The following is a 26,460-nucleotide window of genomic DNA, read 5'->3' on the forward strand; positions in this document are numbered from 1 at the left end:
GGGGGGGGTCAGGCCGTCGGGGCGTCGACCGCGCCGCCGTAGCGACGGTCGCGGCGGGCGTACTCCTCGATGGCACTCCACAGGTCGGTGCGACGGAAGTCCGGCCAAAGCCGGTCGAGGAACACCATCTCGGCGTACGCCGACTGCCAGAGCAGGAAGTTGCTGGTGCGCTGCTCCCCAGAACTGCGGAGGAACAGGTCGACGTCGGGCATCTCCGGCACGTACAGCCGCTTCGCCAGGGCCTTCTCGGTGACCTGGCTCGGCTTGAGCCGGCCCGCGGCGACGTCCTCGGCCATGCCCCGCACCGCGTCGACGATCTCGTTCCGGCCGCCGTAGTTGACGCACATCGTCAGCGTCAGCACGTCGTTGGCCGCGGTCATCCGCTCGGCGGTCTCGAGCTCGTCGATGACGCTCCGCCACAGGCGCGGACGCCGACCGGCCCACCGCACCTTGACACCCCACTCGTGCAGCTGGTCGCGCCGACGCCGGATGACGTCGCGGTTGAAGCCCATCAGGAAGCGGACCTCTTCCGGGGAACGCTTCCAGTTCTCCGTCGAGAACGCGTACGCCGAGATGTGCCGCACGCCGATCTGGATCCCACCCGCGACGACGTCGAGCAGCGACGCCTCGCCGGCCTTGTGCCCCTCGATGCGCGTCAGCCCACGACCGTTCGCCCACCGACCGTTGCCGTCCATGACGATCGCCACGTGCTCGGGCACGAACCGGGCCGGGATCGCCGGGGGCGTCTCGCCGGTCCAGTCGACCGGGCGGAACGGTTCGGCGTCGGCGGGAGGGCGGGGGCTCATGCGGTGGGGGCTCCTTCGACAGCAGGATCGGGATCGGGCACGGCGGGTGCCGGGGTCGAGGCCACCGCACGCGCCGTCGCCTCGGGTCCGCCGTGCGTCTGCGGCACCGGCAGCGGGTGCTCGGTGCGGTCGACGTGCGGCAGGGACCGGAGCGATCGTTCCAGGTGCCACTGGGCGTAGGCCGCGACCACGCCGGACGCCCGCGAACGCGTCCGCTCGTCGGTGGCGTCCACCGTCGCCCAGTCGCCGGCGAGCAGCGACCCGAGCACACCGAGCGTCGCCGGGTCGAGCCGCGGCGTCCCGGGAGGCGCGGCATGGTCCGCCACCACCCCGCCGAGCTGCACGACGAACGCCGAGTGCGGCCCCGGCTCCCCCGTCACCGCGCAGTCGGCGAACGACGGCGCCCACCCCGCGATGCTCATCGCCCGCAGCAGGTACGAGTCGAGCGTGGCGCTCGAGTGGTGCTCCCCACGGGACAGCGACCGGAGGGCGCCGACGAGCAGGAGGTACTGCTGCAACCCCGCGTCGGCCTCGCTCAACCGGTCGGCGGTCTCGACCATGGCGCTCGCAGCCGTGTAGGCGCCGTAGTCCGCGACGATCTGCGCGCCGTACGCCCCGAGCGACTCGGCCTGGGTGACGATGTCGAGCGAGCGCCCCTCGTAGAACTGCGCGTCGACGACCATGAACGGCTCGAGCCGGCTGCCGAACTTCGACGCCGTCCGCCGCACCCCCTTCGCCACCGCACGGATCTTGCCGTGCTGCCGGGACAGCATCGTGACGATGCGGTCGGCCTCGCCGAGCTTGTGGGTGCGCAACACGACGCACTCGTCCCGGTACAGCGGCATGCCCCCAGTATCCCCCGCTCCCCCGACACCGCCGCGCGTGGCGCCTGCCCGGGTGCAGTTCCGCGCGTGGGAGCGGGCGTGGTGCAGTTCCGCGCGTCGGAGGTCGTTCCGCGCGCGGGAGGCTGATCCAAGCAGGGGCAGTCCCGCGCGTCGGAGGGCGTTCCGCGCGTTCGGGGTCGTTCTGCGCGCGGGGCAGTCCCGCGCGTGGAAGGTCGTTCCGCGCGCGGGAAGTCGTTCCGCGCGTGGGAGGCACGAAGTTCCGTCCTCCTACGCGCGGAACTGCTTCCCATCGCAGGTGCCATGGGCAGGAACGTCCGCGCGCCAGCGTCCAGTCGCCCACACCAGGGAGGCGCGGTGCGGGACGGACCCGCACCGCGCCTCCTGGCAGGTGGTCTCAGGCGGAGACGAGCTCCGGCGAGTCCGCCCCGGCCGCGGCACCCGCACGCACCGCACGGTTCACCGCCGAGACGATCGCCTTGAGCGACGCCGTGGCGATGTCGGCGTCGATGCCCACACCCCACAGCCGCACCCCGTCGACGTCGAGCTCGACGTACGACGCAGCCTTCGCGTCGCCGGAGGCGCTCATCGTGTGCTCCGAGTAGTCGTAGAGCGTGACCTGCACGCCCTGCTCGGCGAGGACCTTGAGGAACGCGTCGATCGGGCCGGTGCCGACGGCGTCGGCCTCGACCGACCCCTCGTCGACGCGGAGTGCCACGGACAGCGAGGTCGTGCCGTCGAAGTCGCTCGACGTGGCCGTCTTCGTGAGCTCGTAGCGGCCCCACTTCTCGTCGTCGACCGACGCGGGCAGGTACTCGTCCTGGAACACGTCCCAGATGCGCTGCGACGAGAACTCCCCGCCCTCGGTGTCGGTGTGCCGCTGGACGACACCGGAGAACTCGATCTGCAGCTTGCGGGGCAGGTCGAGGGCGTGGTCGGTCTTGAGCAGGTAGGCCACACCGCCCTTGCCGGACTGGGAGTTGACGCGGATGACGGCCTCGTACGACCGGCCGATGTCCTTCGGGTCGACGGGCAGGTACGGCACCGCCCACTCGATCTCGTCGATGTCCTTGCCCGCGGCGGCGGCCTTGGCCTTCATCGCCTCGAAGCCCTTGTTGATGGCGTCCTGGTGCGAGCCGCTGAACGCCGTGTAGACGAGGTCGCCCGCCCACGGCTGGCGCTCGGGCACCGGCAGCTGGTTGCAGTACTCGACGGTGCGCTTCACCTGGTCGATGTCCGCGAACGAGATCTCCGGGTCGATGCCCTGCGTGAACAGGTTCATGCCGAGCGCGACGAGGTCGACGTTGCCGGTGCGCTCACCGTTGCCGAACAGGCAGCCCTCGATGCGGTCGGCGCCGGCCATGTAGCCGAGCTCGGCGGCGGCGACGGCGGTGCCGCGGTCGTTGTGCGGGTGCAGCGACAGGATGACGTCCTCGCGGTGGGCGAGGTTCCGCGACATCCACTCGATCGAGTCGGCGTACACGTTCGGCGTCGCCATCTCGACCGTCGCCGGCAGGTTGATGATGACCTTGCGCTCGGGCGTCGGCTCGAAGACCTCGAGGACGGCGTTGCAGATCTCCAGCGCGACCTCGAGCTCGGTGCCCGTGTAGGACTCCGGCGAGTACTCGTAGTAGACCGTCGTGTCGTGCTGCAGGGTCGCCTCGGCCGCCTTGCACAGCTTCGCGCCGGCGACGGCGATGTCGACGACACCCTGCACGTCGGTGCGGAAGACGACCTCGCGCTGGACGATGCTCGTCGAGTTGTACAGGTGGACGATGGCCTGCTTCGCGCCGTCGATCGCCTCGTACGTGCGCTGGATGAGGTGCTCACGCGCCTGGGTCAGCACCTGGATCGTGACGTCGTCGGGGATCGCGCCCTCGTCGATGAGCGAGCGGACGAAGTCGAAGTCGGTCTGCGAGGCGCTCGGGAACCCGACCTCGATCTCCTTGTAGCCCATGCCGACGAGCAGGTCGAACATCGCGCGCTTGCGGTCGGCGTCCATCGGGTCGATGAGCGCCTGGTTGCCGTCGCGCAGGTCGACAGCGCACCAGCGCGGCGCCTTGTCGATGCGCTTCGTGGGCCAGGTGCGGTCCGGCAGGTCCACGGCGATCTGCTCGTGGAACGGGACGTACTTGTGGATCGGCATCCCGGAGGGCTGCTGCGTGTTCTGCATCGTGCGTCGCTTTCGTCGTCAGGTGTGGGTCAGGCCACGACGGACTCCGCGACGAGGTGGGCCGTGTGTCAGGCCTCGTCGCGGCAGCGAAGGAGGAGGTGTGCCGAGTACATCGGGACCCACGGTACCACTGGTGTACCACGCTGTCGCAAGCGTGTGACGCCGACGCCGCGGCGTGCAGGGCGGGCGCGGTGTCGCCGTCGAGAGGTCAGGACACGCCGCGCGTGAGGCACCGAGGTGGCACGAAGTGTCGCTCGCGGGGCTGTCGGGCGACAGTTCGTGCACCCTCGACGACGGCAGGCGGCCCGACACGCAGCCAGCCCTGGCACCGACTCCGACGCCGGCACCGACGCCGGCACCGGCGGCACCGCACCCCACGACGGACAGGAGGCCCGGTGCACACCGGCACCGGGCCTCCTGTCCGTCACACGTGACAACCGGGGCGCGCGTCAGTCGACGGCGAGGGCCTCGGTCGGCGGGACGCGCATCGCGCGCCGCACCGGGGCGATCGTCGCGACCACGGCGAGCACGAGGGCGCCGACCACGACGATGCCGATCGTCAGCGGGGGCAGCACCGGCGTCACCGGGGTGCCGAGCGAGCCGAGCAGCGTCTGCCCACCGACCCAGCCGTAGACGGTGCCGAGCACCAGGCCGGTGACGACGGCGGCGACCACCATCTGGACGGCCTCGGTGACGATCATCCGCCGCACCTGGGCGCCGGTGAGGCCGAGGACCCGCAGCAGCCCGAGCTCCCGCCGCCGCTGCAGCACGCCGAGCGCGAGGGCGTTGACGACCCCGACGGCGGCGATCACGGCGGAGAACCCGACGATCACGCTGACGACGGCGTTCAGCTGCACGAAGAAGTCGCGCTGCGCCTGCAGCATGTCGGCGGTCGCCTGCCCGCCGTTCATGTCCTCGAGCTGAGCCTCGAGCACGTGCTGCATGATGCCGAGCGCCACGGCGAAGGTCACGAGCAGGGTGACACCGATGACGAGTCCGATGGTCGCCCGCGAGGACCGCGCCGGCGCCCGCATCGCGTTCCGCCCGGCGAGCAGGACCACCGGGTCGTGCGAGCCGATCCGGCCGATGAGCTGCAGCACCGGGGGCATCACGATGGTCGCACCGACGGCCACACCGGCGAACGAGACGAACCCGCCGAGCGCGGCCGGCAGCACCGCCACGGGCGAACCGGCGCTGAGCGCCAGGCCGAGGAGCATGAGTCCGGCTCCCCCGGCCATGAGCACGATCGCCCAGATCTTGCGGGCGGTTCCCGACCGGACGTCGTCGTGGCTCGGTTCGACGCTCGACGACAGGGCCTCGAGCGGGGTGACCGTGAGCACGCGGCGCGATCCCGCGGCGAAGGCACCCCACGTGGCGAGGACGACGGCCACGATCGGCAGCACGAGCTCCCACGGCACGAGCGTGTACTCGGTGTCCGGCAGGAAGCCGTTGCCGCGCAGCACCAGGACGAAGACCGCGGACAGCGCGGTGCCGACGACGGCTCCGGCGAGGCCGCCGATGATGCCGACGACCAGCCCGGTCCGGGTGATCCGCGCCCGCAGGGTCGCCCCCGTCGCACCGACGAGGCGCTGCAGGGCGATGATGCGGGTCTGCCCGGCGATCAGCGTCGCACAGGTGTTCGCCGTGACGATCGCACCGACGTAGAGCGCGATGCCGAGGAACAGCCAGCCGACCACCGACAGGATCGCCTTGACGGGGCCGAGGTCGGCGAGCCCGGCCGCGCCGAGGGCCTGCACGACGATCCCCGGGGCGATGACCAGGGCGGAGCCGAAGGTGGTGCCGAGGGCTGCCACCAGGATCGTCGGGGCGAAGGAGCGGACGCCGTTCACGCTGCGGCCTCCATCCCGAGCATCGTGGTGGAGATCGCGGCGGCGTCCATCGCGGAGCGGTCCGCGACGATGCGGCCGTCCGCCAGGAACAGGATGCGGTCGGCGTTGGCCGCGGCGACCGGGTCGTGGGTCACCATGACGACGCTCTGGCCCCACTCCTGCACGGCACCGCGCAGGATCGCGAGCACGTCCCGCCCGGTGCGGGAGTCGAGGGCGCCCGTCGGTTCGTCCGCGACGACGACCGCGGGCCGCGACGCGAGGGCCCGCGCGATGGCGACGCGCTGCTGCTGACCGCCCGACAGCTGGTGCGGTCGGTGCGACAGGCGGTTGCCGAGGCCGAGCATGTCGACCAGGCGGTCGATCCACGCGGTCTCGTCCGCCGAGGGCTTGTGACCGCCGAGCAGGAACGGCAGCCGGATGTTCTCACTGACGTCGAGCGTCGGCACGAGGTTGAACGACTGGAACACGAAGCCGAGTCGGCGCCGACGGAGCTCGGTGAGGTCCTTGTCGCCGAGACCGGTGATGTCGACCCCGTCGATCCGGATGCGGCCGGACGAGACGGCGTCGAGCCCGGCCGCGACGTGCATGAGCGTCGACTTGCCGGAACCGGACGGCCCCATCACCGCGGTGAACTCCCCCGCGCCGATGTCGACGCTGACGTCGTCGAGCGCCGTCACGCGACGCGAGGCGTCGCCGTAGTGCTTGGAAACGTGGTCGAGTCGGATGATCGGTTCGTGGCTGGTCATGCATCAACGATGACGGTCGGGAGGCCCGCCCCGCGTCCGTCGGGCGGCTCCTGTGGATCGTCCGCTCGGCTCCCCTGCCTGTGCAGGGGTCATCCGAGCGGATGACCCGTCAGTCGTTCTTCGCGACCAGCCCGTGCTCGTGTGCGAACACGACGAGCCGAACCCGGTCGCGCAGCCCGAGCTTCGTGAGGACCCGCGAGATGTGGGTCTTCACGGTGGCCTCGCTGACGTACTCGTGCTGGGCGATCTCGCTGTTGCTGAAGCCGCGCGCGGCCAGGTCGAAGATCTCGCGCTCGCGCGGGGTGAGCTCCGCGAAGGCGGGCGGCACGGCGGCGGCCCGCTCGACCGAGTCGTCGTACCGCCGCAGCAGCTCACGCGTCGCCGAGGCCGCGAACACCGCGGTGCCGGCGTGCACGGTGCGGACGGCGGCGAGCAGGAACTCCGGGTCGGCGTCCTTGAGCACGAAGCCGCTCGCCCCGGCGCGGATGGCCTTGGCGGCGGCCTCGTCGAAGTCGAACGTCGTGAGCACGAGGACCTTCGCCCCGTCGGTGCCGGACTGCTCCACGATCCGTCCGGTCGCGGTGATGCCGTCCATGACGGGCATGCGGACGTCCATGAGCACGACGTCGGGCCGGGTGCGACGGACGAGTTCGACGCCCTCGGCACCGTCGCCGGCCTCGCCGACGAACAGCAGGTCCGGCTGCGAGTCGATGAGCATCCGGATGCCGGTGCGGAAGAGCGACTGGTCGTCGACGAGGGCGACACGGATCCGCTGCTCGGACGTCGGGGTGGTGGTCATCGTGCGGAGCGCTCCTGCTCGGTCGGGGTGGTGCGGCCGCGGGGCATCTGCCCGCTGGCGGGGACGGCGGGCATGCGCACGGCGACCTCGAAGTCGTCGCCGCGGACCCCGGCGGTCATCGTGCCGCCGGTCATCGTGGCACGTTCGCGCATGCCGACGAGCCCGTGACCGGTGCCGGGACCGCGGGTGCCGTCGTCGGCGCGGCGGTTCACGACGGCGATCTCGACGGTGTCCGGGCGGCAGGTCAGCGACGCGTGGACGGGGCTGCCGGGCTCGCCGTGCTTGTAGGCGTTCGTCAGGCTCTCCTGGACGATCCGGTACACCGCCAGCTGCGTCGTGGTCGGCAGCCCGGACGGGTCGCCGTCGCGGTCGACCTGCACGTCCAGCCCGAGCTCGCGCATCTCGCCGACGAGCCGGTCGATGTCGTCGACCTCCGGCGTCGGCGCCGTGCCCTGCTCGTGCCGCAGGGCGCCGAGCAGCTCGCGGACGTCGCCGAGCGCCCGCCGTGCCGTCGTCGAGATCGTGCCGAGGGCGGTGTCGGCGACCGCCGGGTCGGCCTTCAGCGCGTACCGGGCACCGTCGGCCTGGGCGATCACGACCGCCAGCGAGTGCGCCACGATGTCGTGCATGTCGCGGGCGATGCGGACGCGCTCCTGCTCGACGGCGACGGCACGGTCGGCACGGGCGGCGTCGCGCTCCGCGAGCAGTTGCGCCTCGCGGCTCAGGCTCTCCACCCGGCGGGACCGCACGACCAGACCGGCGAGCCACGGCAGCAGCAGCAGGAGCAGGACGACGGCGAAGTACGAGCCGGTCACACGGAGCGACTCCTCGAGCGGCGTCGTCGCCGTCTCCATGCCGAGCCGCTGCTGGTAGTCGCCGATCCCGATGTACAGCGCGGCGGTCACCGATCCGCCGATCGCCGACACGAGCCCGGCGATCCGCACGCGCGCGCTGCCGTACGCGCTCGTCGCGTACATCACCCCGGCGATGAAGACGTTCGACAGGTCAGGGTTCTGCCGCGTGACCATCTCGAACACCGCGACCACCCACGCGACCGTGAGCGCCAGCCCCGGCGCGAGTCGGCGCAGGGCGAGCGCCGCGGTCATGCCGACCACCGTGACGAGGGTGAGCGGACGGTCGGCGACCTGCCCGGACAGCAGCAGCACGAGCCCGCCGAGGACGACGGCCACCACCGCGTCGGTCAGGACCTGCGTACGGAGCATCGGGCGGAACACCCGTCCACGGTACGGTGCCCGCTCCGCCGCGGCGTCCGTCGCGGGGATGACCCGCTCGGGGCCGTCAGAAGCCGAGGCGTCCGAGCTGCTTCGGGTCACGCTGCCACTCCTTGGCCACCTTCACCCGGATGTTGAGGAACACGTGCCGGCCGCCGAGCAGCGACTCGATCTCGACCCGCGCACGCGTGCCGACGTCCTTCAGGCGTTCGCCCTTCCGACCGATGACGATGGCCTTCTGGCTGTCCCGCTCGACGAACAGGTTCGCGAAGATGCGCAGCGGGCCGTCCGGGTCGTCCTCGTCGTCGGGTTCGACGACGTCCTCGATGACGACGGCGAGCGAGTGCGGGAGTTCGTCGCGGACACCCTCGAGCGCCGCCTCGCGGATGAGTTCGCCGATGCGCTCCTCGTCGGTCTCCTCGGTCACGGCCGACGAGTCGTACAGCTGCGGCGACTCGGGCAGCAGCGAGGTGATCTCGCCGAGGAGGTCCTCGAGCTGCAGGCCCTTCGTGCCCGACGTCGGGATGATCGCGTCCCAGTCGCGCAGCTTCGAGACAGCGAGCAGCTGCTCGCCGACGCGGTCCTTCGCGGTGCGGTCGATCTTCGTCACGATCGCGATCTTCTTCGCGCGCGGGTACTGGTCGAGCGTGTCGTTGATGAACCGGTCGCCCGGGCCGATGGGCTCGTTCGCGGGGACGCAGAAGCCGATCACGTCGACGTCGCCGAGCGTGGACTGCACGAGGTCGTTGAGCCGCTCGCCGAGCAGCGTGCGCGGGCGGTGCACACCGGGGGTGTCGACGATGATGACCTGCCCGTCGGGCCGGTGCACGATGCCCCGGATCGCACGCCGGGTGGTCTGCGGCTTCGACGAGGTGATCGCGACCTTCTCGCCCACCAGGGCGTTGGTCAGCGTGGACTTGCCGACGTTCGGGCGGCCGACGAAGGAGACGAAGCCGGCGCGGTACGGACGGGCCGGGCTGTCGTCGGTGGTGGACTCGGTGTCGCTCATGCGTGGGTGGTTCCCGTCGTGGAGTGTGCGGCGTCCTCGAAGGCGTCCTCGGCGCCGGCCAGGGCGTCGGTCCGCTCGGCGAGCACGGTGATCAGGTGTCGGCGCTTGCCCTCGACGCGGTCGGCTGTCAGGACCACGCCGGAGACGGTCACGGTGTCACCGGACGACGGCAGGTGCCCGAGCTCCTTCGTGAGCAGACCGCCCGCGGTGTCGACGTCGTCGTCGTCGAGCTCGATGCCGAACAGGTCGCCGAGGTCGTCGATCGGCAGCCGGGCGGCGATGCGCCAGACGCCGGGCTCGACCTCGGTGCGGTCGACCACGGTGCGGTCGTACTCGTCCGAGATGTCGCCGACGAGTTCCTCGATGAGGTCCTCCATGGTGACCAGGCCGGCGACCCCGCCGTACTCGTCGACCACCAGCACCAGGTGGTTCTTCGCGACCTGCATGTGCCGCAGGGTGTCGTCGGCCGGCTTGGACTCCGGCACGAACTCGGCGGGGCGCAGCAGGGCCGTCACCGGCTCGGCGCCGGAACCGGGGCGCTCGTACAGCGCCCGGGAGACGTCGCGCAGGTACAGCACGCCGAGCACGTCGTCGCTGTCCTTGCCCGTCACCGGCATCCGGGACACCCCGGCGGCCAGGAACTGCTCCATGCCCGCGGCGAGGGTGTCGGCGCCGTCGACGGTGGTCATGTCGGTGCGGGGCACCATGACCTCGCGCACCAGGGTGTCGCTGAACTCGAAGACCGAGTGGATGAGTTCGCGGTCCTCGTCCTCGAGCACGTTGCTCTCGGTGGCCTCGTCGACCAGGGAGAGCAGCTGTTCCTCGCTCGAGACCGTCGAGGCGCTGCGGCCGCGGCCGGGCGTCACGCGGTCACCGATGCGGACGAGCAGCCCCGCGAGGGGACCGAGCACGATGCGGACGGCCCGGACGAGGCCGCCGGTCGTGCCGAGCAGGGCCTCGGCGTGCGCGCGGCCGACGCTGCGCGGGCTCGACCCGACGAGCACGAAGGACACCGCGGTCATCACGACGGCGGAGAGCACGAGGGCCACCCACCAGCTGTCGAAGGCCCGGACGAGCGCGATCGTGACGAGGACCGCCGCCGCGGTCTCCGCCAGGACCCGGAAGAAGTTCAGCGCGTTGACGTGCGCGCCGACGTCGTCGGCGATCGCCTCGATCGCCCGACGGCGCTTGTTGCCCCGGGCGATCTCGTCGAGGTCGGCACGGGACACCACCGACAGGGCGGCGTCGCTCGCGGCCAGCAGCCCGCCGAGGACGACGAGCACCAGGGCCACCGCGAGGAGACCGGCGACGACGAGCACCGGTCACCGCCCCCGGTGCTGTGCGGCGTACGCGGTGAGGATCTCGCCCTGCAGGCCGAACATCTCGGCCTTCTCGTCCGGCTCGGCGTGGTCGAAGCCGAGCAGGTGCAGGATCCCGTGGCAGGTGAGCAGCAGCATCTCGTCGGTCGTCGAGTGGCCGGCGGTCTTCGCCTGCTCCTCGGCGACCTGCGGGCAGAGCACGATGTCGCCGAGCAGCCCGGCCGGCGTCGGGTCGTCCTCGGTGCCCGGTCGGAGCTCGTCCATCGGGAAGCTCAGGACGTCGGTCGGGCCGGGCTCGTCCATCCACCGCACGTGGAGCTGCTCCATCGCGCCCTCGTCGACCAGCACGACGGCGAGTTCCGCGTCGGCGTGGACGTGCAGCGCGTCCAGGGCGAAGGCGGCGAGGCGCTGGATCGCGGCCTCGTCCACCTGGACCCCGGACTCGTTGTTGAGCTCGATGCTCACCGATTGTCTCCTCTGGCGTCGTTCTGGGGGTACGGGGACCGCTGGCGGTCCTGCGGGGGCCGGCCGCGGCGTTCGGCACGGTTCGCCCCGTCGGGATTGCCCGTGGGGGCGGTGCCGCGGCCGCCGGGACGGTGCCCGGCCTGCTCGGCGAGGCGTTCCTCGTCGTAGACGGTGTAGGCGTCGACGATCCGGCCGACCAGCGTGTGGCGGACGACGTCCTCGCTGCCGAGGCGGGCGAAGTGGATGTCCTCCACCGACTCGAGGATCCGGGTGACGAGCCGCAGGCCGGAGACGTTGCCGGGCAGGTCGACCTGGGTGATGTCGCCCGTGACGACCATCTTCGAGCCGAACCCGAGCCGCGTCAGGAACATCTTCATCTGCTCGGGCGTGGTGTTCTGCGCCTCGTCGAGGACGACGAACGAGTCGTTCAGCGTGCGCCCGCGCATGTACGCGAGCGGGGCGACCTCGACCGTGCCCGCCGCGAGCAGCTTCGGCACGAGCTCCGGGTCCATCATCTCGTTGAGGGCGTCGTAGAGCGGCCGGAGGTACGGGTCGATCTTGTCGGTGAGCGTGCCGGGCAGGAAGCCGAGCCGCTCACCGGCCTCGACCGCGGGACGCGTGAGGATGATCCGGGTGACCTCGCGCCGCTGGAGCGCCTGCACGGCCTTCGCCATCGCCAGGTAGGTCTTGCCGGTACCGGCCGGCCCGATGCCGAAGGTGATGGTGTGCTCGTCGATCGCGTCGACGTAGGCGCGCTGCCCGTCCGTCTTCGGGCGGACGGACTTGCCGCGGCTCGACACGATCGGCGTGCCGAAGGTGTCGGACGGCTTGCGGTCGGCGTCGAGGATGCGCGCGGAGGTCGGGATGTCGGCCGGACCGATGTCCTGCCCGCGGCGGACCATGCCGACGAGCTCGTCGACGAGGGCACGGGCGCGGGCGACCGCGCGCTCGGGACCGGTGAGCGTGACCTCGTTGCCACGCACCACCACCCGGACGTCCGGGTACTGGCGTTCGACGGTCTTCAGGAGCCGGTCCTGCGGGCCGAGCAGCTGGACCATGGCGATGCCGTCGACCTGCAGGGCGTCGGAGACGTCCGCTTCGACGGCGGGGGTGGGCTGTGCGGCTTCGTCAGCTGGCAAGGGTGCCTTCCTGCAGTTCACCTGCGAGTACGTGCGCGTGCACGTGGAACACGGTCTGACCGGCGGCTTCGCCGGTGTTGAAGACGAGTCGGAACTGGCCGTCGGCGCGCTCGTCGGCGATGCGCTGCGCGGTGGCGACCACGTGGGCGAGGAGGTCGGGGTCACCGGCGGCGAGTTCGGCGACGTTCGCGTACTGCTCGGTCTTGGGCACGACGAGCACGTGGACGGGGGCCTTCGGCGCGATGTCCTCGATGGCGATCACGCGGTCGTCCTCGGCGACGACGGTCGCCGGGATCTCGCGCGCGATGATCTTCGAGAAGACGCTGGGCGTGCTGGTGCTCATGACTCCATCGTAGAACGCACGGCTGACCTCGGGCCTTCCCTCACCAGCGGCTGAGCCGCGCCTGCAGGACGGCGAGGGCCGCGGGACCCGCGGTCGACGTCCGGAGCACGGTGTCGCCGAGCCGTACCCGCACCGCACCGGCGGCCTCGAGCCGGTCGAACTCGGCGCCGTCGATGCCCCCTTCGGGGCCGACGACGAGCACGATGTCCTCGACGTCGTCCGGCAGTTCCCACGCGGCGAGACGGACGTCGCCGACCGGGTCGAGCACGAGCACCGTGCGGCCGGCGCCGGTCGCGCCCGCCAGCTGCGCGGTCGTCACCGGGTCCTCGACGACTGGGACCCGCGACCGGATGGCCTGCTTCGAGGCCTCCTGCGCGATCGCGGCCCAACGTGCCCGGCCCTTCTCGACCTTCGCGCCCTCCCAGCGGGAGACGCTGCGGGCCGCCGACCACGGCACGACCCGGTCGACGCCGATCTCCGTCGCGGCCTGCACCGCCATCTCGTCGCGACCGCCCTTCGCCAGTGCCTGCACGAGCGTCAGGGACGGGCGCGGTGCCGGCTCGACGGCGACCGTCGCCACGGACAGCACCAGCGCGTCGCGCCCTACCGACTCGACCGCGCCCGTCACCACCGTGCCCCGGCCGTCGCCGAGGCGCAGGGTCTCACCGACGCGGACGCGGGCCACCGACACGGCGTGCCGGCCCTCGGCCCCGTCGAGGGACACCTGGTCCCCGGCGGTGACACCGTCGAGCGTCTCGACGAGGTAGAGCGACGCCATCAGTGGTTGAAGAACCGGTCGCGGAGCTTGCCGAACATGCCCTGCTGGAACCGGGCGAGCTGCGGCGCCGACGCCTTGTGCGACTTCGCGAGCTGCTCGACGAGCTGCCGTTCCTTGTGCGACAGCTTGGTCGGGGTCACGACCTGCACGCCGACCCGGAGGTCGCCGCGGCCGCTGCCCCGGAGCTTCGTGATGCCGCGGTCCTTGATGACCAGGACGTCGGCGCTCTGCACGCCCGGGCGGATCTCGAGCTCGACCGGACCGTCCAGCCCGTCGATGGTCGTCGTCGTGCCGAGCACGGCGTCCGTCATCGCGACCTCGAGCGTGGCGAGCAGGTCATCGCCGTCGCGGCTGAAGACGTCGTCGTGCCGGACGCGGACCTCGAGGTAGAGGTCACCGGCGGGACCGCCGGCCGGGCCGACCTCGCCCTGGCCCGGCATCTGCAGGCGCAGACCGGAGTCGACGCCGGCGGGGATGTCCACCGGGACCGTGCGGCGGGCGCGGACGCGACCCTGTCCTTGGCACGTCGGGCAGGGGCTCGGGATGACCGTGCCGTAGCCGCGGCAGGTGCCGCAGGGCGCGCTCGTGACGACGTTGCCGAGGAGCGAGCGGACCTGGCGCTGGATGTGCCCGGAGCCGCCGCAGATGTCGCACGTGCGGGGGCTGGTGCCCGGCGCGCAGCACGACCCGTGGCAGGTCTCGCACAGCACGGCCGTGTCGACCTCGACGTCCTTGTGGGTGCCGAAGACGACCTCGTCGAGGTCGACGTCGAGGCGGAGCAGGGCGTCCTGCCCGCGCTCGGCCCGGCTGCGGGGTCCGCCGCCGCGGCCACCGCCGCCACCGCCGCCGCCGAAGAAGGCGTCGAAGATGTCGCTGAACCCGCCGGCGCCGCCGCCGAAGGGGCTGTCGGCCTGCGGGCCCGCGTCGTACCGGCGCCGCTGCTCCGGGTCGCTCAGCACGTCGTACGCGTGCGTCACGTCCTTGAAGCGCTCGGCGGCGTCGGGTGACGGGTTCACGTCCGGGTGCAGCTCACGCGCCAGGCGGCGGTAGGCCTTCTTGATGTCGGCATCGGAGGCGTCCTGCTGGACGCCGAGGACGTCGTAGTGGTCTGCCACGTATCCCTCAGTCGGTTTCGTTCGGTCGGTCCGGTGCGGCGGTCGCCGCGGTCCGGGTGGTCGTCGGTCGGCCGGGAGGCCCGGGTCGACCCGCGTGGGTCGGCCCGCCCCGGCGGGTGGGGCGGTCCGTCAATGTTCGCCCAGGAGCTTGGACAGGTACCGAGCGACGGCGCGCACGGCGGCCATGTTCGTGCCGTAGTCCATCCGGGTCGGGCCGAGCACGCCGAGTCGCGCGAGCTCCCCGCCGGCCAGGTAGCCCCCGGCGACGATGCTCGTCGCGTCGAGCCCGTACTCGGCGTTCTCGACGCCGATGCGCGCGGCCACGCCGTCGTCGATCTGCATCTCGCCGAAGAGTCGAAGCAGGGTCACCTGTTCCTCGATCGCCTCGAGCACGGGGAAGAGCCCGCCGGAGAAGTCCTGCTCGCTCTTCGCCAGGTTCGCCGCGCCGGCCATCACCAGGCGGTCCTGCCGGTTGGCCGCCACCTGCTCGATGAGGGTCGCGACGACCACCCCGGCGAGGGTCTGGACGTCCGGGCGGATCTGCTGCGGCACCGCGCGGAGCGCCGTCGCGACGTCCTGCAGCAGCAGGCCCACGGTCGCGCCGTTGAGCACCGTGCGGAGTTCGGTGAGTGCCGATTCGTCGAGGGCGACGTCGGTCTCGACGACGCGCTGCTCGACCCGTGCGGTGTCGGTGATGAGCACCACCATCAGACGGGCGTCGCCGAGGCGCACGAGCTCGATGTGCTGCACCCGCGCCCGCACCATCGACGGGTACTGCACGAGCGCGACCTGGTTCGTGAGCTGGCTGAGCAGCCGGACCGTGCGGCCGAGGACCTCGTCGAGGTCGTTCGGGGCCCCGAGGAACGTCTCGATCGCGTGCCGCTGCGCGCTGGTCAACGGGCGCGCTGCCGCCAGGTGGTCGACGAACACCCGGTACCCCTTGTCGGTCGGCACGCGACCCGACGAGGTGTGCGGCGCGACGATGAGCTGTTCGTCCTCGAGCAGGGCCATGTCGTTCCGGATCGTGGCGGCGCTGACGCCGAAGGCGTGCCGCTCGACGATCGTCTTCGAGCCGACGGGCTCGCGCGATGCCACGTAGTCGCGCACGATCGCCTTCAGGACCTCGAGGCTGCGTTCACTGACCACGCGCGCGCTCCTTCCGGACTGATCTGGCACTCGGACGTGTCGACTGCTGATCCTACGCCCGACCACCGTCCGGCCGGGACCCCGCGACGGCCGGTACGCTGCGGGCATGACCTACGGACAGCAGCCCGGCGGCCCCGAGTTCCCTCCCGGCTACCGGCTCCCGGAACCGATGCGCCCCGAGGACCAGCGCCTCTGGGCCACGTTGACGCACGTCGGTGCGATCTTCTCGAACTTCATCGTCCCGCTGGTGGCCTACCTGGTGCTGCGCGACCGCGGCCAGTTCGTCCGGGAGCACACCCGGAACGCCCTGAACTTCCACATCACGATGGGCATCGCGTACCTGGTGTCGTCCATCCTGATCTTCGTGCTCATCGGCCTGGTGCTGCTGCCGATCGTCGCCGTCGTGACGATCGTGTTCAGCATCATCGCCGCGATCGCCGCGAACCAGGGGCAGCTCTACCGCTACCCACTCGCGATCGAGTTCATCAAGGAGTAGCGGCTCAGTCGAGCAGCTCGCGCACCACGGCGTCGGCGAGCAGGCGACCCTGCAGGGTCAGGTCGATGCGTCCCCGCACCGCGGCCGACCCGTCCACCAGACCACGTGCGATGAGGCCGGCGACCCGGCCACGGGCCTCCTGGCGGATCTCGCTCGTGGCGAGCTCCCCGCGGACCCGCGCCGCGAGCAGCAGGCGCTCGACGTACCGCGTCTCGTCGTCGATGGTCTCGCGGCCGGCGGCCGGCGACTCCCCCGACAGCACCCGGTTCGCGTACGCGGCCGGGTGCTTGACGTTCCACCAGCGCGTGCCGGCGACGGCCGAGTGCGCGCCGGGTCCGACGCCCCACCAGTCGTGGCCCTTCCAGTACGACAGGTTGTGCCGACTGGCGTGCGCGTCGCCGCGGGACCAGTTCGAGACCTCGTACCAGGAGTAGCCGGCGTCGCCGAGCACCTGGTCGGCCAGTTCGTACATGTCGGCGGCGAGGTCGTCGTCGGGCGCGGGCAGGTCGCCACGGGCCACCATCCGGCCCATCGCGGTGCCGTCCTCGACGATGAGCGAGTACGCCGACACGTGGTCCGGCTCGCAGGCGATCGCGGCGTCGAGCGACGTGCGCCAGTCCTGCAGCGACTCCCCCGGGGTCGAGTAGATGAGGTCCAGTGAGACGTCGAGGCCCTGCTGCTTCGCGAGGTCGACGACGACGGGGACCCGGAGCGGGTCGTGCGTGCGGTCGAGGGTCGCGAGCACGTGCGGCACGGCGGACTGCATGCCGTAGCTGATCCGGTTGAACCCGCCGGCCCGCAGCGTCTCGAGCGACGCGGCGTCGACGGAGTCGGGGTTCGCCTCGGTGGTGACCTCGGCCCCGGGCACGATGCCCCAGGTGTCGTCGATCGCACGGAGGATCATCGCCAGGTCGGACGCCGGCAGCATCGTCGGGGTACCGCCACCGAAGAACACGGTCGACACCGGGCGACGCGGCACACCGGAGCGGTCGAGCACGGTCGCGGCCCACTCGATCTCGCGCACCGCGTGCCCGGCGTAGTCGTCACGACGCACGCCGCGCAGCTCCGACGCCGTGTACGTGTTGAAGTCGCAGTACCCGCAGCGGACCCGGCAGAACGGCACGTGCACGTAGACGCCGAAGGGCACGTCCCCGGCGTCGGCACCGGGTGTGATCAGGCCGTCCGACGGCGCAGGATCGGCGATCGGCAGAGCACTCGGCATGCCGTCCATTCTCCGCCATGATGGAGGGATGGAGCACCACCCCGTCCCCACCACGGTGCTGTGGGACATCGACGGCACCCTCGTGATGAACGCCTCGTCGCCGGGCAACCTGTACCACCTGGCGCTCGAGCGTGCGGTCGGCCGCGACCTCACGCTGCGGGTCGGCCACCAGCACGGGCGCACCGACGCCGGGCTGATCGCCGAGCACGTCCGCGCCCACGACCTCGAGGACTCGCTCATCCCCGCCGTCGGACGGCACCTGCACGACCTCACCGCCGAACGGCACGCGTCCGGAGACCACCGCGACCCCGTCCCCGGCGCGAAGGCGCTGCTCGACCGGTTCGCCGCACTCGGTTGGCGGAACGGGCTGCTCACGGGCAACTCCGAGTACCGCGCGCGGGTCAAGCTCACCGGTGCCGGGTTCGACCCCGCCGTCTTCGACTGGGACCACTCCTACTTCGGCGACACCGAGGTGGAGCGCTCGGACGTCACCCTGCGGGCCGCCGCGGAACTCGCCGGCACCCGTGCCGTCATCGTCGGGGACACCCCGCGCGACGGCGAGGCCGCCGACGCCGCAGGCATCCCGTTCCTGGCGGTCGCCACCGGGGTCTACGACGTGGACGCACTCCGGGCGACGAACGCCGTCACCGTCGCGCGGGACTGCCGGTCGGACGCGTCCCTCATCGAGGACGCGATCGCAGCGCTGCCGCCGCTGCGCTGACGCGGGGCACCGTGCCCGGCGGGGTCAGTCCCCGCGCAGGGCCGCCAGGTACTGCTCCGCCATGACCTTCTGCTGCCGCCGCACGAACGGGGCGACGAACCGCCACTTCGCGCTCGACGGCTGCGAGAACTGCCGGATCTGCAACCACACCGAGCCGTCCGGGGTCCGTTCGACGACGAACGACTCCTCGCCGGACAGCGGGTGCCCCTCGAGCGTGCCGTAGGCGAAGCCCTTGCGGTCACGCTCGTCGATGATCGCGACGACGCGCACCGGGGCCAGCACCGTCTGCCCGAAGGCGTGCATGGTCAGGGTGGCGCTCGTGCCCGCGGTCAGGAGCGGGGTGCCGTCCGGCGCGAACTTCTCGACCCGCGGGGTGCCGATCGACGCCGGCGCGATCGGGACGCCGTCGTCGTCGAAGGTCACCGGGTTGTACCGGACCTCGTCGTCGTCGGGCTGGTCGTCCACCTGGACGCGGATGCCGCTGCGCTCCTGGATCTGCCACGTCAGCGCCTGCACCACAGCGGTCTCGAAACGCTGGTCGCCGTGGCCGATCCGAGCCCGGGACTCGGACGGCGTGAAGCCCTCCGGCGGGTACGTCATGAGGTCCGACGCCTGGGTCGCCCCCACCGCGCCGTACGTCAGGGCGGTCCGGTAGCTCCCGCGGGTACTCATGCCGCCATGCTACCGGGAGCGGCCGGTGCACCGGCCCGCGCGGCGCGGACCGACACGACGTGCCCCGCTACTTCTTCTTCTCCTCGACGTCACCCGAGAGGGCGGCGATGAAGGCCTCTTGCGGGACCTCGACCCGGCCGACCATCTTCATGCGCTTCTTGCCCTCCTTCTGCTTCTCGAGGAGCTTGCGCTTGCGGGTGATGTCACCGCCGTAGCACTTCGCCAGGACGTCCTTGCGCATGGCGCGGATGCTCTCGCGGGCGATGATCCGGGCGCCGATGGCCGCCTGGATCGGCACCTCGAACTGCTGGCGCGGGATGAGCTTGCGGAGCCGCTCGGTCATGAGCGTGCCGTAGGCGTACGCCTTGTCGCGGTGCACGATCGCGCTGAACGCGTCGACCTGGTCGCCCTGCAGCAGGATGTCGACCTTGACGAGGTCGGCCGCCTGGTCGCCGGTCGGCTCGTAGTCGAGGGAGGCGTAGCCCTGCGTCTTGCTCTTCAACTGGTCGAAGAAGTCGAAGACGATCTCGCCGAGGGGCATCTCGTAGCGGATCTCGACGCGGTCCTCGCCGAGGTACTCCATGCCGAGCATGCTGCCGCGGCGCGACTGGCACAGCTCCATGATCGCGCCGACGTAGTCCTTCGGCGCGAGGATCGCGGCGCGGACCATCGGCTCGCGCACCTCGACGATGCGGCCGCCCGGGAACTCGGAGGGGTTCGTGACCTCGGTGACGGTGTTGTCCTCGTTGGTGACCTCGTACACCACGCTCGGCGCGGTCGTGATGAGGTCGAGACCGAACTCGCGCGAGAGCCGCTCGGTGATGATCTCGAGGTGGAGCAGCCCGAGGAACCCGCAGCGGAACCCGAACCCGAGCGCCACCGACGTCTCCGGCTCGTAGACCAGGGCGGCGTCGGACAGCTTCAGCTTGTCGAGCGCTTCGCGGAGGTCCGGGTAGTCCGAACCGTCGATCGGGTACAGGCCCGAGAACACCATCGGCTTCGGGTCCGTGTAGCCCGGCAGTGCCTCGGTCGCGGGCTTCTGCGCCGTCGTGACGGTGTCGCCGACCTTCGACTGGCGGACGTCCTTCACGCCGGTGATCAGGTACCCGACCTCACCGACGCTGAGGCCCTCGGTCGGCTTCGGCTCGGGCGAGGAGACGCCGATCTCGAGGATCTCGTGCGTCGACTTCGTCGACATCATCTGGACCTTCTCGCGCGGCTTGATCGACCCGTCGATCATGCGCACGTAGGTCACCACGCCGCGGTAGCTGTCGTAGACCGAGTCGAAGATCATCGCGCGCGGGGCCGCCGCGACGTCGCCGACCGGAGCGGGCACACGCTGCACCACCCGGTCGAGGAGCTCGGGCACGCCGACGCCGGTCTTGCCGGACACGCGGAGGACGTCCTCCGGCTTGCCGCCGATGAGCTGCGCGAGCTCGGCGGCGTACTTGTCCGGGTCGGCCGCCGGCAGGTCGATCTTGTTGAGGACCGGGATGATCTCGAGGTCGTTCTCGAGCGCCAGGTACAGGTTCGCGAGCGTCTGCGCCTCGATCCCCTGGGCGGCGTCGACGAGCAGGATCGCACCCTCGCACGCCGCCAGGGAGCGCGAGACCTCGTACGAGAAGTCGACGTGACCCGGCGTGTCGATCATGTTCAGCGCGAAGGTCTCACCGTCGAGCTCCCACGGCATGCGCACGGCCTGCGACTTGATCGTGATGCCGCGCTCGCGCTCGATGTCCATGCGGTCGAGGTACTGCGCGCGCATCGCGCGGTCCTCGACGATGCCCGTGATCGAGAGCATGCGGTCGGCCAGCGTGGACTTGCCGTGGTCGATGTGCGCGATGATGCAGAAGTTGCGGATCGCACCGGCCGGGGTCGCGGCGGGCTCGAGCGGAGCGGATGCTTGTGGGCTCACGGTTCCTCAGGTGGGTCGGACGGTCGAACGATTGTCCCACGGTTGCGCGCCGACGCGCGCACCCGCGGCCGACCTGTGGAGACCGGTCACCGCCCTGGACGCCGTGCGGGGCGGACGGGAGGCCCGGGGCGGGCCCGCACCGTGCCTCCCGTCCGTCAGACGGTCACGCCGACGGGCGCGGGCAGTGCGCCCAGGCCGCGCCGCAGGTCGTCGGGGGTGGCCGCCAGGCAGACGCGGATCCAGCCCTCGCCGGTCCGCCCGAAGGCGCTGCCTGGAGCGACCGCGACCCGTTCCCGCTGCAGGAAGCCGAGCGCCCACTCGGCGACGTCGCCGGCGGAGGCGTGCGACACGTCCACCCACAGGTAGAAGGCGCCGCGCGGGTCGAGGTAGCGGATGCCGGCGGCGTCGAGCGTCTGCTTCGCGACCTCGAGGTTCGCGCGGTAGTGCTCGCGGGCGTCGCGCACCGCGGAGTGGTCCCCCACGATCGCCGCGAGGGCCGCGTACTGGTCGGGCTCGGCGACGCAGCTGATCATCGCCTCCTGCGTGGTGCGCATCGTCGGACCGAGGCCCTTCGGCGTGACGAGGTAGCCGACGCGCACGCCGGTCATCGCGTACGTCTTGCTGAGCGAGAAGGCGGAGAAGACCCGGTCGTCCTCGTCGAGGGCGGCCAGGCTGACGTGCCGGGTGCCGTAGGTGAAGTACTCGTAGACCTCGTCGCTGATCACCCAGAGGTCGTGCCGCTTCGCGAAGGCGAGCAGCGCACGCAGGGTGTCCTCGCCGAACACCGAGCCGAGCGGGTTCGACGGCGAGTTCACGACGAGGACCCGGGTGCGCTCGGTGACGCTCGCCTCGAGGGCCTCGAGGTCGGGCTCGAAGCCGTGCTGCGGCTCGAGCCGGTACGGCACCGGGGTCGCGCCGAGGATGTGCGCGTTCATCGTGAAGGTCGTGTAGCCGGGGTCGGGCACCAGGACCTCGTCGCCCGGGCTGAGCGTCAGCGTCATCGCCTGGAACAGCGCCTGCGTCGCACCGATCGTCATCCAGATCTGCTCGAGGTCGACCTCGATCCGGTTCTCCCGCCGGAGCTTGTCGCGGAGGGCCGACCGGAGCGGGGCGATGCCCCCGTTCGGCGTGTAGTCCGTGCGGTCCTCGGTCCAGGCGCGCCGGGCCGCTTCCCCGATGTGCGGTGCGACCGGCACGTCGGGCTCGCCGATGACGAGCATCGTCACGTCGGTACCGTCGGACTGCAGCAGGGCGGCCTGCTCGAAGACCCTCCGGATGCCGGAGGCGGGCACGGTGTCGATCCGAGGTGCGAGGGATGGCATGTCCGTCACCGTATCCGGTCGTTGTTGCCGCGGCGTTTCGCCGATCCGGCGGTGTTTCGTGCTTTGGCGGCAGGCCGTCCGCCTGGTAGTGTTGGTGGCTGGCTTCCGCGTTCCCCGCCCACGGGTGGAACGCGATGCGACCAAGGGCCCCTCTACCCTGCGGTCGCGCCCACCCGTACGAGACGAAGCAGGAGCAACACATGGCGAACATCAAGTCGCAGATCAAGCGCATCAAGACCAACCTCAAGGCCACCGAGCGCAACAAGGCGTACAAGTCGGAGCTGAAGACGTACATCCGTCACACCAACGACGCCGTCGCCGCGGGCGACAAGGACAAGGCCGTCGCGGCCCTGGCCCTCGCGTCGAAGAAGCTCGACAAGGCCGTGAGCAAGGGTGTCATCCACAAGAACCAGGCCGCGAACCGCAAGTCGGCCATCGCGAAGAAGGTTGCCTCGCTCTGATCTCCTGAGCGTCGCACGAGGGCCCCGTACCGGAAGGTGCGGGGCCTTCGTCGTGCGTGGGGGTGGGCGCGGGCGGGGTGTGGCGCCTCGTGAGCAGGAATGGTCGGGTCGCGAGGGCGCACCCGCCCATTCCTGCTCACGAAGTGCACGCCGACGGGCGCGAGCCCACCGAACGGGCACGGGCAGGCTGCAGCAACGCGGGTGGGGACCCGCAGCGGGCACGAGCGCCGGGGCACGCCGAGCGCTGCGCTCGTCCAGTGAGCAGAAGGCGTCGGGTCGTGCGGGCGCACCCGACGTCTTCTGCTCTCTCGGTGCGCGCTGCCCAGCACGGGATCGTCGCGCTGCACCGCACGGAAGCGGCGGTCGGGCGGGCGTGCGAGGCGCTGCGCTCGCTCAGGGAGCAGAAGTCGTCGGGTCGCGAGGCCGCACCCGACGTCTTCTGCTCACTCGATGCACGACGCGGGCACGGGCACGGCAGCACGGGCACAGGCGCCGCCGCAACGGCTCGACCGCGGGACCGCCGGGATGCCTCGCCGGGCGATCATGAGCAGGAACGGTCGGGTCTGGCGGGCGCACCCGACCATTCCTGCTCACGAAGTGCACGCCGACTGGTGCAGGACCGCCAGGACGCCCGGGCAACGCCGATGGTGAGCAGGAACGGTCGGGTCGCGTCGGCGCACCCGACCACTGCTGCTCACGAAGTGCACGCCGAGCAGCGCGGGACCACGACGCCGCCGGGCCGGGACCGCGGACGGGCTCGCCTCGCGTCAGCGGGCCTCGCCGCGCCGGGCGATCGTGCGCACCATGACCTCGAGGGCGTAGTGCGCGTCGCGGGAGCCGCCCTTCACCGCGGTGTCCGCCTCGGCGATGCTCGTGATCGCGTTCGCCAGCCCGGACTCGGTCCAGGAGGCGACGTCGCGCTGCGCCCGTTGCACCTGCCACGGCGCCATGCCGAGCGCGGAGGCCGCCTGCCCGCTCGGACCGCGGAACGCGCTGACCTTCGCCATCGTGCGGATCTTGCTCGCGAAGGCGGCGACGATCGGCACCGGGGCCTCACCCGTGGCGAGGGCGTGCCGCAGCTCGACGATGGCCGGGGCCGATCGGCCGGCCAGGGCGATGTCGGCGACCTTGAACGCGTTCGTCTCCACCCGGCCGCCGTAGTACTTGTCGACGACCTTGTCGGTGATCTCCTGCGCCTCGTCGGCGAGGAGCTGCCGGCACGCCGCGGCGAGCTCGGCGAGGTCGTCCGCGAAGGCCGTCACCAGGGTGCGCACGGCCGAGGGCGCGATCTTCCGCCGGGCGGCGCGGAACTCGGCGTTCACGAAGTCGATCCGGTCGGTCTCGCGCTTCAGCTCGTCGCAGAGGACCTCGATGCCCCCGCCGATCCCGCTGCGGATCGTGTCGAGCAGCTTCTTGCCGCGTACGCCACCGCCGTGCCGGAGCACCAGGGTGACGTCGTCGGCGGGGGCCTGCAGGTACGCGATCGTCTCGGTGATGAAGGCGTCGGTGCACTTCTCGACGTTCGTGACCCGGACGAGTCGGGGCTCGCCGAAGAGCGAGGGGCTCGCCAGGGTCGCGAGGATCCCGGGCGCGTACTGGTCGGCTTCGAGGTCGTGGACCTCGAGCGCGGGGTCCTCGCCGACGAGCAGGTCCTTGAGCACGCCGCGGGCACGGTCGGCGAGGAACGCCTCGGGACCGGTGATGAGCACGACGGGGGCCGGCCGGATCCCGGACCAGGGGACCTGGTCGATCTTCGCTGCGGCGCGCGCGGGCTTCTTGGCGGGCATGCGGTCCTTCCGGGGTCGCCGGTCCGGTCGGTACCGGGGCGGGTGGTGCACCTCCGATCCTACGGGCGGCGGCCGACGACGAGCGCTCGCTCCACACCCACACCCCGTCGGTGCCGGCACGGGCGAGCACGATCGTGCCGAGCTCGTCGGTGCGGAGCGGCACGGTGCCCGCTGCCCGGAGGGCGTCGAGGGCGGAGCGCGTCGGGTGCCCGTAGGTGTTGTCCGCGCCGACGCCGATGAGCCCGACGCTGGCGGCGAGCTGCCGGGTCAGCTGCGGGTCCTGGTCGGCCGAGCCGTGGTGCGACACCTTGAGGACGTCGACGGGCCCGGTCGGCAGCACGCCGGAGGTGCGCAGCCGTCGTTGCGACGACTCCCCCAGGTCGCCGAGCAGGACCCCGGTGAGGCACGCCGCACAGGACCCCGGGTCCGCCGGACCGATCGTGAGCACGATGCTCGCGTCGTTGCCGGAGGTGCGGTCACCGGCGCGTGGCCACACCACCCGCCACGCGATCGGCCCGAGGACACCCGACACCCGGTCGTCCGCCCGGCGGACGTCGACCCCGGCGCGCCGGAGGTCCTCGACGACCCGGTCGTCCGACGAGCGGCCGGTCGGCCCCACCAGGGCGGTGTCGACCGATCCGGCGACCGTGTCGACCGCGCCGACGTGGTCGCGGTCGAAGTGCGTGAGGACGAGCAGGTCGATCCGCGTGGTGCCGAGCAGGTCGAGGCACGAACGGAGCCGTTCCGGGTCGTCGCCGGTGTCCACGAGCGCCACGGCGTCGCCGCCCCGGAGCAGCACCGCGTCGCCCTGCCCGACGTCGCACGCCGCGACCGACCAGTCCCGCGGCACCGAGCCGCGGACGACGAGCACCGGGACCGTCACGGCGGCGACCCCGACCACGACGACCAGCGCCGACGCGAGCAGGAGCCACCGCGCGGTCCGTCCCCGGACCAGGACCGCCGTGGCGATGCCCGCACACGCGAGGACGGCCGCGGCGACCCCGACCGGTCCGCCCGGCCAGGGCGTCGCGGCGTGCGGCAGCGACGCCGCCCCGCGGGCGATCCCGCCGACGGCTGCGGCGGGGACCCAGGCGACGGCAGCGAGCACCTGCGCGCCGACCGGGGACACCGGCGCGAGGACGCAGGCCGCGAGCCCGACGACCGTGACGACGGGGGCGAAGGGTTCCGCGAGCAGGTTCGCCGGCACGGCGTAGGTGGGCAGCGCCGGCGACAGCGGGATCGTCACCGGCCAGCAGGCGACCTGGGCGGCGACGGGGACCGCGAGGGCGGCGGCCACCGGTGCCCAGACTCGACGGGCGAACAGGTCGGTCAGGGGCGGCCCGAGCACGACGATCCCGCTCGTGGCGAGCACGGACAGCGCGAACGCGAAGGACCGTGCGACCCACGGGTCGGCGACGAGCATCCCGGTGGCGGCGAGGGCGATGAGCGGCACGCCCCGCACCGGGCGGCCCGCCAGGTGCACCACGAGCACCACGACGGCCATCACCGTCGCGCGCACGATCGACGGATCGGGGCGGACGAGCACCACGAACGCCAGGAGCACGCCGACGGCCACGGCGGCCCGCACCACCCGCGGCAGGCCGCAGGCCCGCCCGAGCACCACGACGAGTCCGACCACGACCGCGCAGTTGGCTCCGGAGACGGCGGTCAGGTGCGTCAGGGCGACGGTCTCCATCGCGGCCTCGGTGTCGGGGTCGAGCCCGGACCGGTCCCCGATCGCCATGCCGCGGAGCAGTGCTGCTCCGGGCTGGGGCAGACCGGCCGTGGCGCGCACGAAGGCCTGCCGGGCGGTGTGGGTCGCACCGAGCGCTCCCCCGGGCGGCACGGACGACGGCGCGCCGCGCAGGAACGCCACGATGGCGGTCGCCGAGCCCGCGCGGTCGAACTGCAGCGCAGCGGTGCCGGTGACGTGGGAACCGGCCGGCAGCACGGCGCCGGGCGGGTCGTCGCGCGCGGGTACGAGTCGGACGGGGACGCGGAGACCGGCGACGGCGTCCGCCCGCTCGAGCGTGCCGACGACCGACCGGTCACCGGGGACGAGGTCGCGGGACAGGACCGCCTCGACCTCGACGCGTGCGGCG

General features: G+C 72.1%; 23 protein-coding genes and 1 pseudogene. 3 read left to right on the plus strand and 21 right to left on the minus strand.

The genetic code is table 11. The features are described from left to right. Positions 1–8: 8 nt before the first annotated feature. The 15 genes from BIU97_RS06895 to hrcA form a co-directional block, all read right to left on the minus strand. On the minus strand, positions 9–806 hold the full coding sequence (locus BIU97_RS06895; RefSeq protein ID WP_071297285.1) for an isoprenyl transferase: 798 nt from the start codon (positions 804–806) through the stop codon (positions 9–11). Next, on the minus strand, positions 803–1,651 hold the full coding sequence (gene recO, locus BIU97_RS06900; RefSeq protein WP_071254696.1) for a DNA repair protein RecO: 849 nt from the start codon (positions 1,649–1,651) through the stop codon (positions 803–805). Before recO ends, BIU97_RS06895 begins: the two co-directional genes overlap by 4 nt. 394 nt (positions 1,652–2,045) lie before the next feature. Then, a complete protein-coding gene (gene leuA, locus BIU97_RS06905; protein WP_071297286.1) occupies positions 2,046–3,821 on the minus strand; it encodes a 2-isopropylmalate synthase in 1,776 nt (591 codons plus the stop codon). Positions 3,822–4,270: 449 nt separating this feature from the next. Then, on the minus strand, positions 4,271–5,671 hold the full coding sequence (locus BIU97_RS06910; RefSeq protein ID WP_071297287.1) for an ABC transporter permease: 1,401 nt from the start codon (positions 5,669–5,671) through the stop codon (positions 4,271–4,273). Continuing rightward, positions 5,668–6,417, minus strand: coding sequence for an ABC transporter ATP-binding protein (locus BIU97_RS06915; RefSeq protein WP_071254686.1), 750 nt, complete (start codon positions 6,415–6,417; stop codon positions 5,668–5,670). Before BIU97_RS06915 ends, BIU97_RS06910 begins: the two co-directional genes overlap by 4 nt. A gap of 109 nt (positions 6,418–6,526) precedes the next feature. Next, the gene (locus BIU97_RS06920; protein ID WP_071254683.1) at positions 6,527–7,216 is read right to left on the minus strand and encodes a response regulator; all 690 of its coding nucleotides are present in this window, start codon (positions 7,214–7,216) and stop codon (positions 6,527–6,529) included. Next, positions 7,213–8,550 carry a sensor histidine kinase gene (locus tag BIU97_RS06925; RefSeq protein WP_139195933.1) on the minus strand — a complete coding sequence of 446 codons (1,338 nt, stop codon included), beginning with the start codon at positions 8,548–8,550 and terminating at the stop codon, positions 7,213–7,215. The genes BIU97_RS06920 and BIU97_RS06925 overlap by 4 nt, the downstream gene beginning before the upstream one ends. Next, positions 8,516–9,457 carry a GTPase Era gene (gene era, locus BIU97_RS06930; protein WP_071297289.1) on the minus strand — a complete coding sequence of 314 codons (942 nt, stop codon included), beginning with the start codon at positions 9,455–9,457 and terminating at the stop codon, positions 8,516–8,518. Before era ends, BIU97_RS06925 begins: the two co-directional genes overlap by 35 nt. Then, positions 9,454–10,776 (minus strand): hemolysin family protein, encoded by a 1,323-nt coding sequence (locus tag BIU97_RS06935; protein ID WP_071254674.1) that lies wholly within the window; start codon positions 10,774–10,776, stop codon positions 9,454–9,456. The genes era and BIU97_RS06935 overlap by 4 nt, the downstream gene beginning before the upstream one ends. Before the next feature lie 3 nt (positions 10,777–10,779). Next, entirely contained in the window at positions 10,780–11,241 is a 462-nt protein-coding gene (gene ybeY / locus BIU97_RS06940; protein WP_071297290.1) for an rRNA maturation RNase YbeY, read from the minus strand. Further along, positions 11,238–12,380, minus strand: a complete 1,143-nt coding sequence (locus BIU97_RS06945; RefSeq protein WP_071297291.1) for a PhoH family protein — start codon at positions 12,378–12,380, stop codon at positions 11,238–11,240. Before BIU97_RS06945 ends, ybeY begins: the two co-directional genes overlap by 4 nt. Next, a complete protein-coding gene (locus BIU97_RS06950) occupies positions 12,370–12,723 on the minus strand; it encodes a histidine triad nucleotide-binding protein (RefSeq protein WP_071254666.1) in 354 nt (117 codons plus the stop codon). The genes BIU97_RS06945 and BIU97_RS06950 overlap by 11 nt, the downstream gene beginning before the upstream one ends. Positions 12,724–12,763: 40 nt before the next feature. Continuing rightward, the gene (locus BIU97_RS06955; RefSeq protein WP_071297292.1) at positions 12,764–13,501 is read right to left on the minus strand and encodes a 16S rRNA (uracil(1498)-N(3))-methyltransferase; all 738 of its coding nucleotides are present in this window, start codon (positions 13,499–13,501) and stop codon (positions 12,764–12,766) included. Beyond that, positions 13,501–14,616 (minus strand): molecular chaperone DnaJ, encoded by a 1,116-nt coding sequence (gene dnaJ / locus BIU97_RS06960; protein ID WP_071254658.1) that lies wholly within the window; start codon positions 14,614–14,616, stop codon positions 13,501–13,503. Before dnaJ ends, BIU97_RS06955 begins: the two co-directional genes overlap by 1 nt. A 129-nt stretch (positions 14,617–14,745) precedes the next feature. Beyond that, on the minus strand, positions 14,746–15,762 hold the full coding sequence (gene hrcA, locus BIU97_RS06965; RefSeq protein ID WP_071254655.1) for a heat-inducible transcriptional repressor HrcA: 1,017 nt from the start codon (positions 15,760–15,762) through the stop codon (positions 14,746–14,748). Between the two features lie 106 nt (positions 15,763–15,868). Between hrcA and BIU97_RS06970 the strand changes: the two genes are divergently transcribed. Further along, positions 15,869–16,258: a DUF4870 domain-containing protein gene (locus BIU97_RS06970; protein WP_071254652.1), complete on the plus strand. Its 390-nt coding sequence runs from the start codon at positions 15,869–15,871 to the stop codon at positions 16,256–16,258. Positions 16,259–16,262: 4 nt separating this feature from the next. Here the strand turns inward: BIU97_RS06970 and hemW are convergent, their stop codons facing one another. After that, a complete protein-coding gene (hemW, locus tag BIU97_RS06975; RefSeq protein ID WP_071256232.1) occupies positions 16,263–17,480 on the minus strand; it encodes a radical SAM family heme chaperone HemW in 1,218 nt (405 codons plus the stop codon). Positions 17,481–17,508: 28 nt separating this feature from the next. On the opposite strand from hemW, the gene BIU97_RS06980 reads away from it, so the two are divergent. Further along, entirely contained in the window at positions 17,509–18,201 is a 693-nt protein-coding gene (locus BIU97_RS06980; protein WP_071254649.1) for an HAD family hydrolase, read from the plus strand. A gap of 24 nt (positions 18,202–18,225) precedes the next feature. Here BIU97_RS06980 and BIU97_RS06985 read toward each other — a convergent pair whose 3' ends face one another. The 3 genes from BIU97_RS06985 to BIU97_RS06995 form a co-directional block, all read right to left on the minus strand. Beyond that, the gene (locus tag BIU97_RS06985) at positions 18,226–18,873 is read right to left on the minus strand and encodes a DUF1990 family protein (RefSeq protein ID WP_071254647.1); all 648 of its coding nucleotides are present in this window, start codon (positions 18,871–18,873) and stop codon (positions 18,226–18,228) included. A 67-nt stretch (positions 18,874–18,940) separates the two neighbouring features. Beyond that, positions 18,941–20,788 carry a translation elongation factor 4 gene (lepA, locus tag BIU97_RS06990; protein WP_071254644.1) on the minus strand — a complete coding sequence of 616 codons (1,848 nt, stop codon included), beginning with the start codon at positions 20,786–20,788 and terminating at the stop codon, positions 18,941–18,943. A 155-nt stretch (positions 20,789–20,943) separates the two neighbouring features. Then, the gene (locus BIU97_RS06995; RefSeq protein WP_071297390.1) at positions 20,944–22,110 is read right to left on the minus strand and encodes a pyridoxal phosphate-dependent aminotransferase; all 1,167 of its coding nucleotides are present in this window, start codon (positions 22,108–22,110) and stop codon (positions 20,944–20,946) included. Between the two features lie 200 nt (positions 22,111–22,310). On the opposite strand from BIU97_RS06995, the gene rpsT reads away from it, so the two are divergent. Next, positions 22,311–22,571, plus strand: coding sequence for a 30S ribosomal protein S20 (rpsT, locus tag BIU97_RS07000; protein WP_071254639.1), 261 nt, complete (start codon positions 22,311–22,313; stop codon positions 22,569–22,571). A gap of 767 nt (positions 22,572–23,338) precedes the next feature. Here the strand turns inward: rpsT and holA are convergent. Together holA and BIU97_RS18520 are read right to left on the minus strand one after the other, a co-directional pair. Beyond that, complete coding sequence (holA, locus tag BIU97_RS07005) at positions 23,339–24,358, minus strand: DNA polymerase III subunit delta (RefSeq protein ID WP_071297293.1); 1,020 nt, start codon at positions 24,356–24,358, stop codon at positions 23,339–23,341. Between the two features lie 625 nt (positions 24,359–24,983). Next, positions 24,984–26,102 (minus strand): annotated as a pseudogene (locus tag BIU97_RS18520) (ComEC/Rec2 family competence protein); the annotation flags it as partial. Between the last annotated feature and the right edge of the window lie 358 nt (positions 26,103–26,460).

It is taken from the genome of Curtobacterium sp. MCBA15_009 (genome assembly GCF_001864895.1).
Lineage (GTDB): Bacteria > Actinomycetota > Actinomycetes > Actinomycetales > Microbacteriaceae > Curtobacterium.

What these genes read in the sequence shown, in the direction of transcription:
- BIU97_RS06895 (WP_071297285.1), bottom strand. Translation starts at nt 806, where the DNA reads ATGAGCCCCCGCCCTCCCGCCGACGCCGAACCGTTCCGCCCGGTCGAC.
- BIU97_RS06985 (WP_071254647.1), bottom strand. Translation starts at nt 18,873, where the DNA reads ATGAGTACCCGCGGGAGCTACCGGACCGCCCTGACGTACGGCGCGGTG.
- holA (WP_071297293.1), bottom strand. Translation starts at nt 24,358, where the DNA reads ATGCCCGCCAAGAAGCCCGCGCGCGCCGCAGCGAAGATCGACCAGGTC.
- BIU97_RS06950 (WP_071254666.1), bottom strand. Translation starts at nt 12,723, where the DNA reads ATGAGCACCAGCACGCCCAGCGTCTTCTCGAAGATCATCGCGCGCGAG.
- BIU97_RS06955 (WP_071297292.1), bottom strand. Translation starts at nt 13,501, where the DNA reads ATGGCGTCGCTCTACCTCGTCGAGACGCTCGACGGTGTCACCGCCGGG.
- BIU97_RS06980 (WP_071254649.1), top strand. Translation starts at nt 17,509, where the DNA reads ATGGAGCACCACCCCGTCCCCACCACGGTGCTGTGGGACATCGACGGC.
- hemW (WP_071256232.1), bottom strand. Translation starts at nt 17,480, where the DNA reads ATGCCGAGTGCTCTGCCGATCGCCGATCCTGCGCCGTCGGACGGCCTG.
- recO (WP_071254696.1), bottom strand. Translation starts at nt 1,651, where the DNA reads ATGCCGCTGTACCGGGACGAGTGCGTCGTGTTGCGCACCCACAAGCTC.
- BIU97_RS06995 (WP_071297390.1), bottom strand. Translation starts at nt 22,110, where the DNA reads ATGCCATCCCTCGCACCTCGGATCGACACCGTGCCCGCCTCCGGCATC.
- rpsT (WP_071254639.1), top strand. Translation starts at nt 22,311, where the DNA reads ATGGCGAACATCAAGTCGCAGATCAAGCGCATCAAGACCAACCTCAAG.
- era (WP_071297289.1), bottom strand. Translation starts at nt 9,457, where the DNA reads ATGAGCGACACCGAGTCCACCACCGACGACAGCCCGGCCCGTCCGTAC.
- leuA (WP_071297286.1), bottom strand. Translation starts at nt 3,821, where the DNA reads ATGCAGAACACGCAGCAGCCCTCCGGGATGCCGATCCACAAGTACGTC.
- BIU97_RS06970 (WP_071254652.1), top strand. Translation starts at nt 15,869, where the DNA reads ATGACCTACGGACAGCAGCCCGGCGGCCCCGAGTTCCCTCCCGGCTAC.
- BIU97_RS06915 (WP_071254686.1), bottom strand. Translation starts at nt 6,417, where the DNA reads ATGACCAGCCACGAACCGATCATCCGACTCGACCACGTTTCCAAGCAC.
- BIU97_RS06920 (WP_071254683.1), bottom strand. Translation starts at nt 7,216, where the DNA reads ATGACCACCACCCCGACGTCCGAGCAGCGGATCCGTGTCGCCCTCGTC.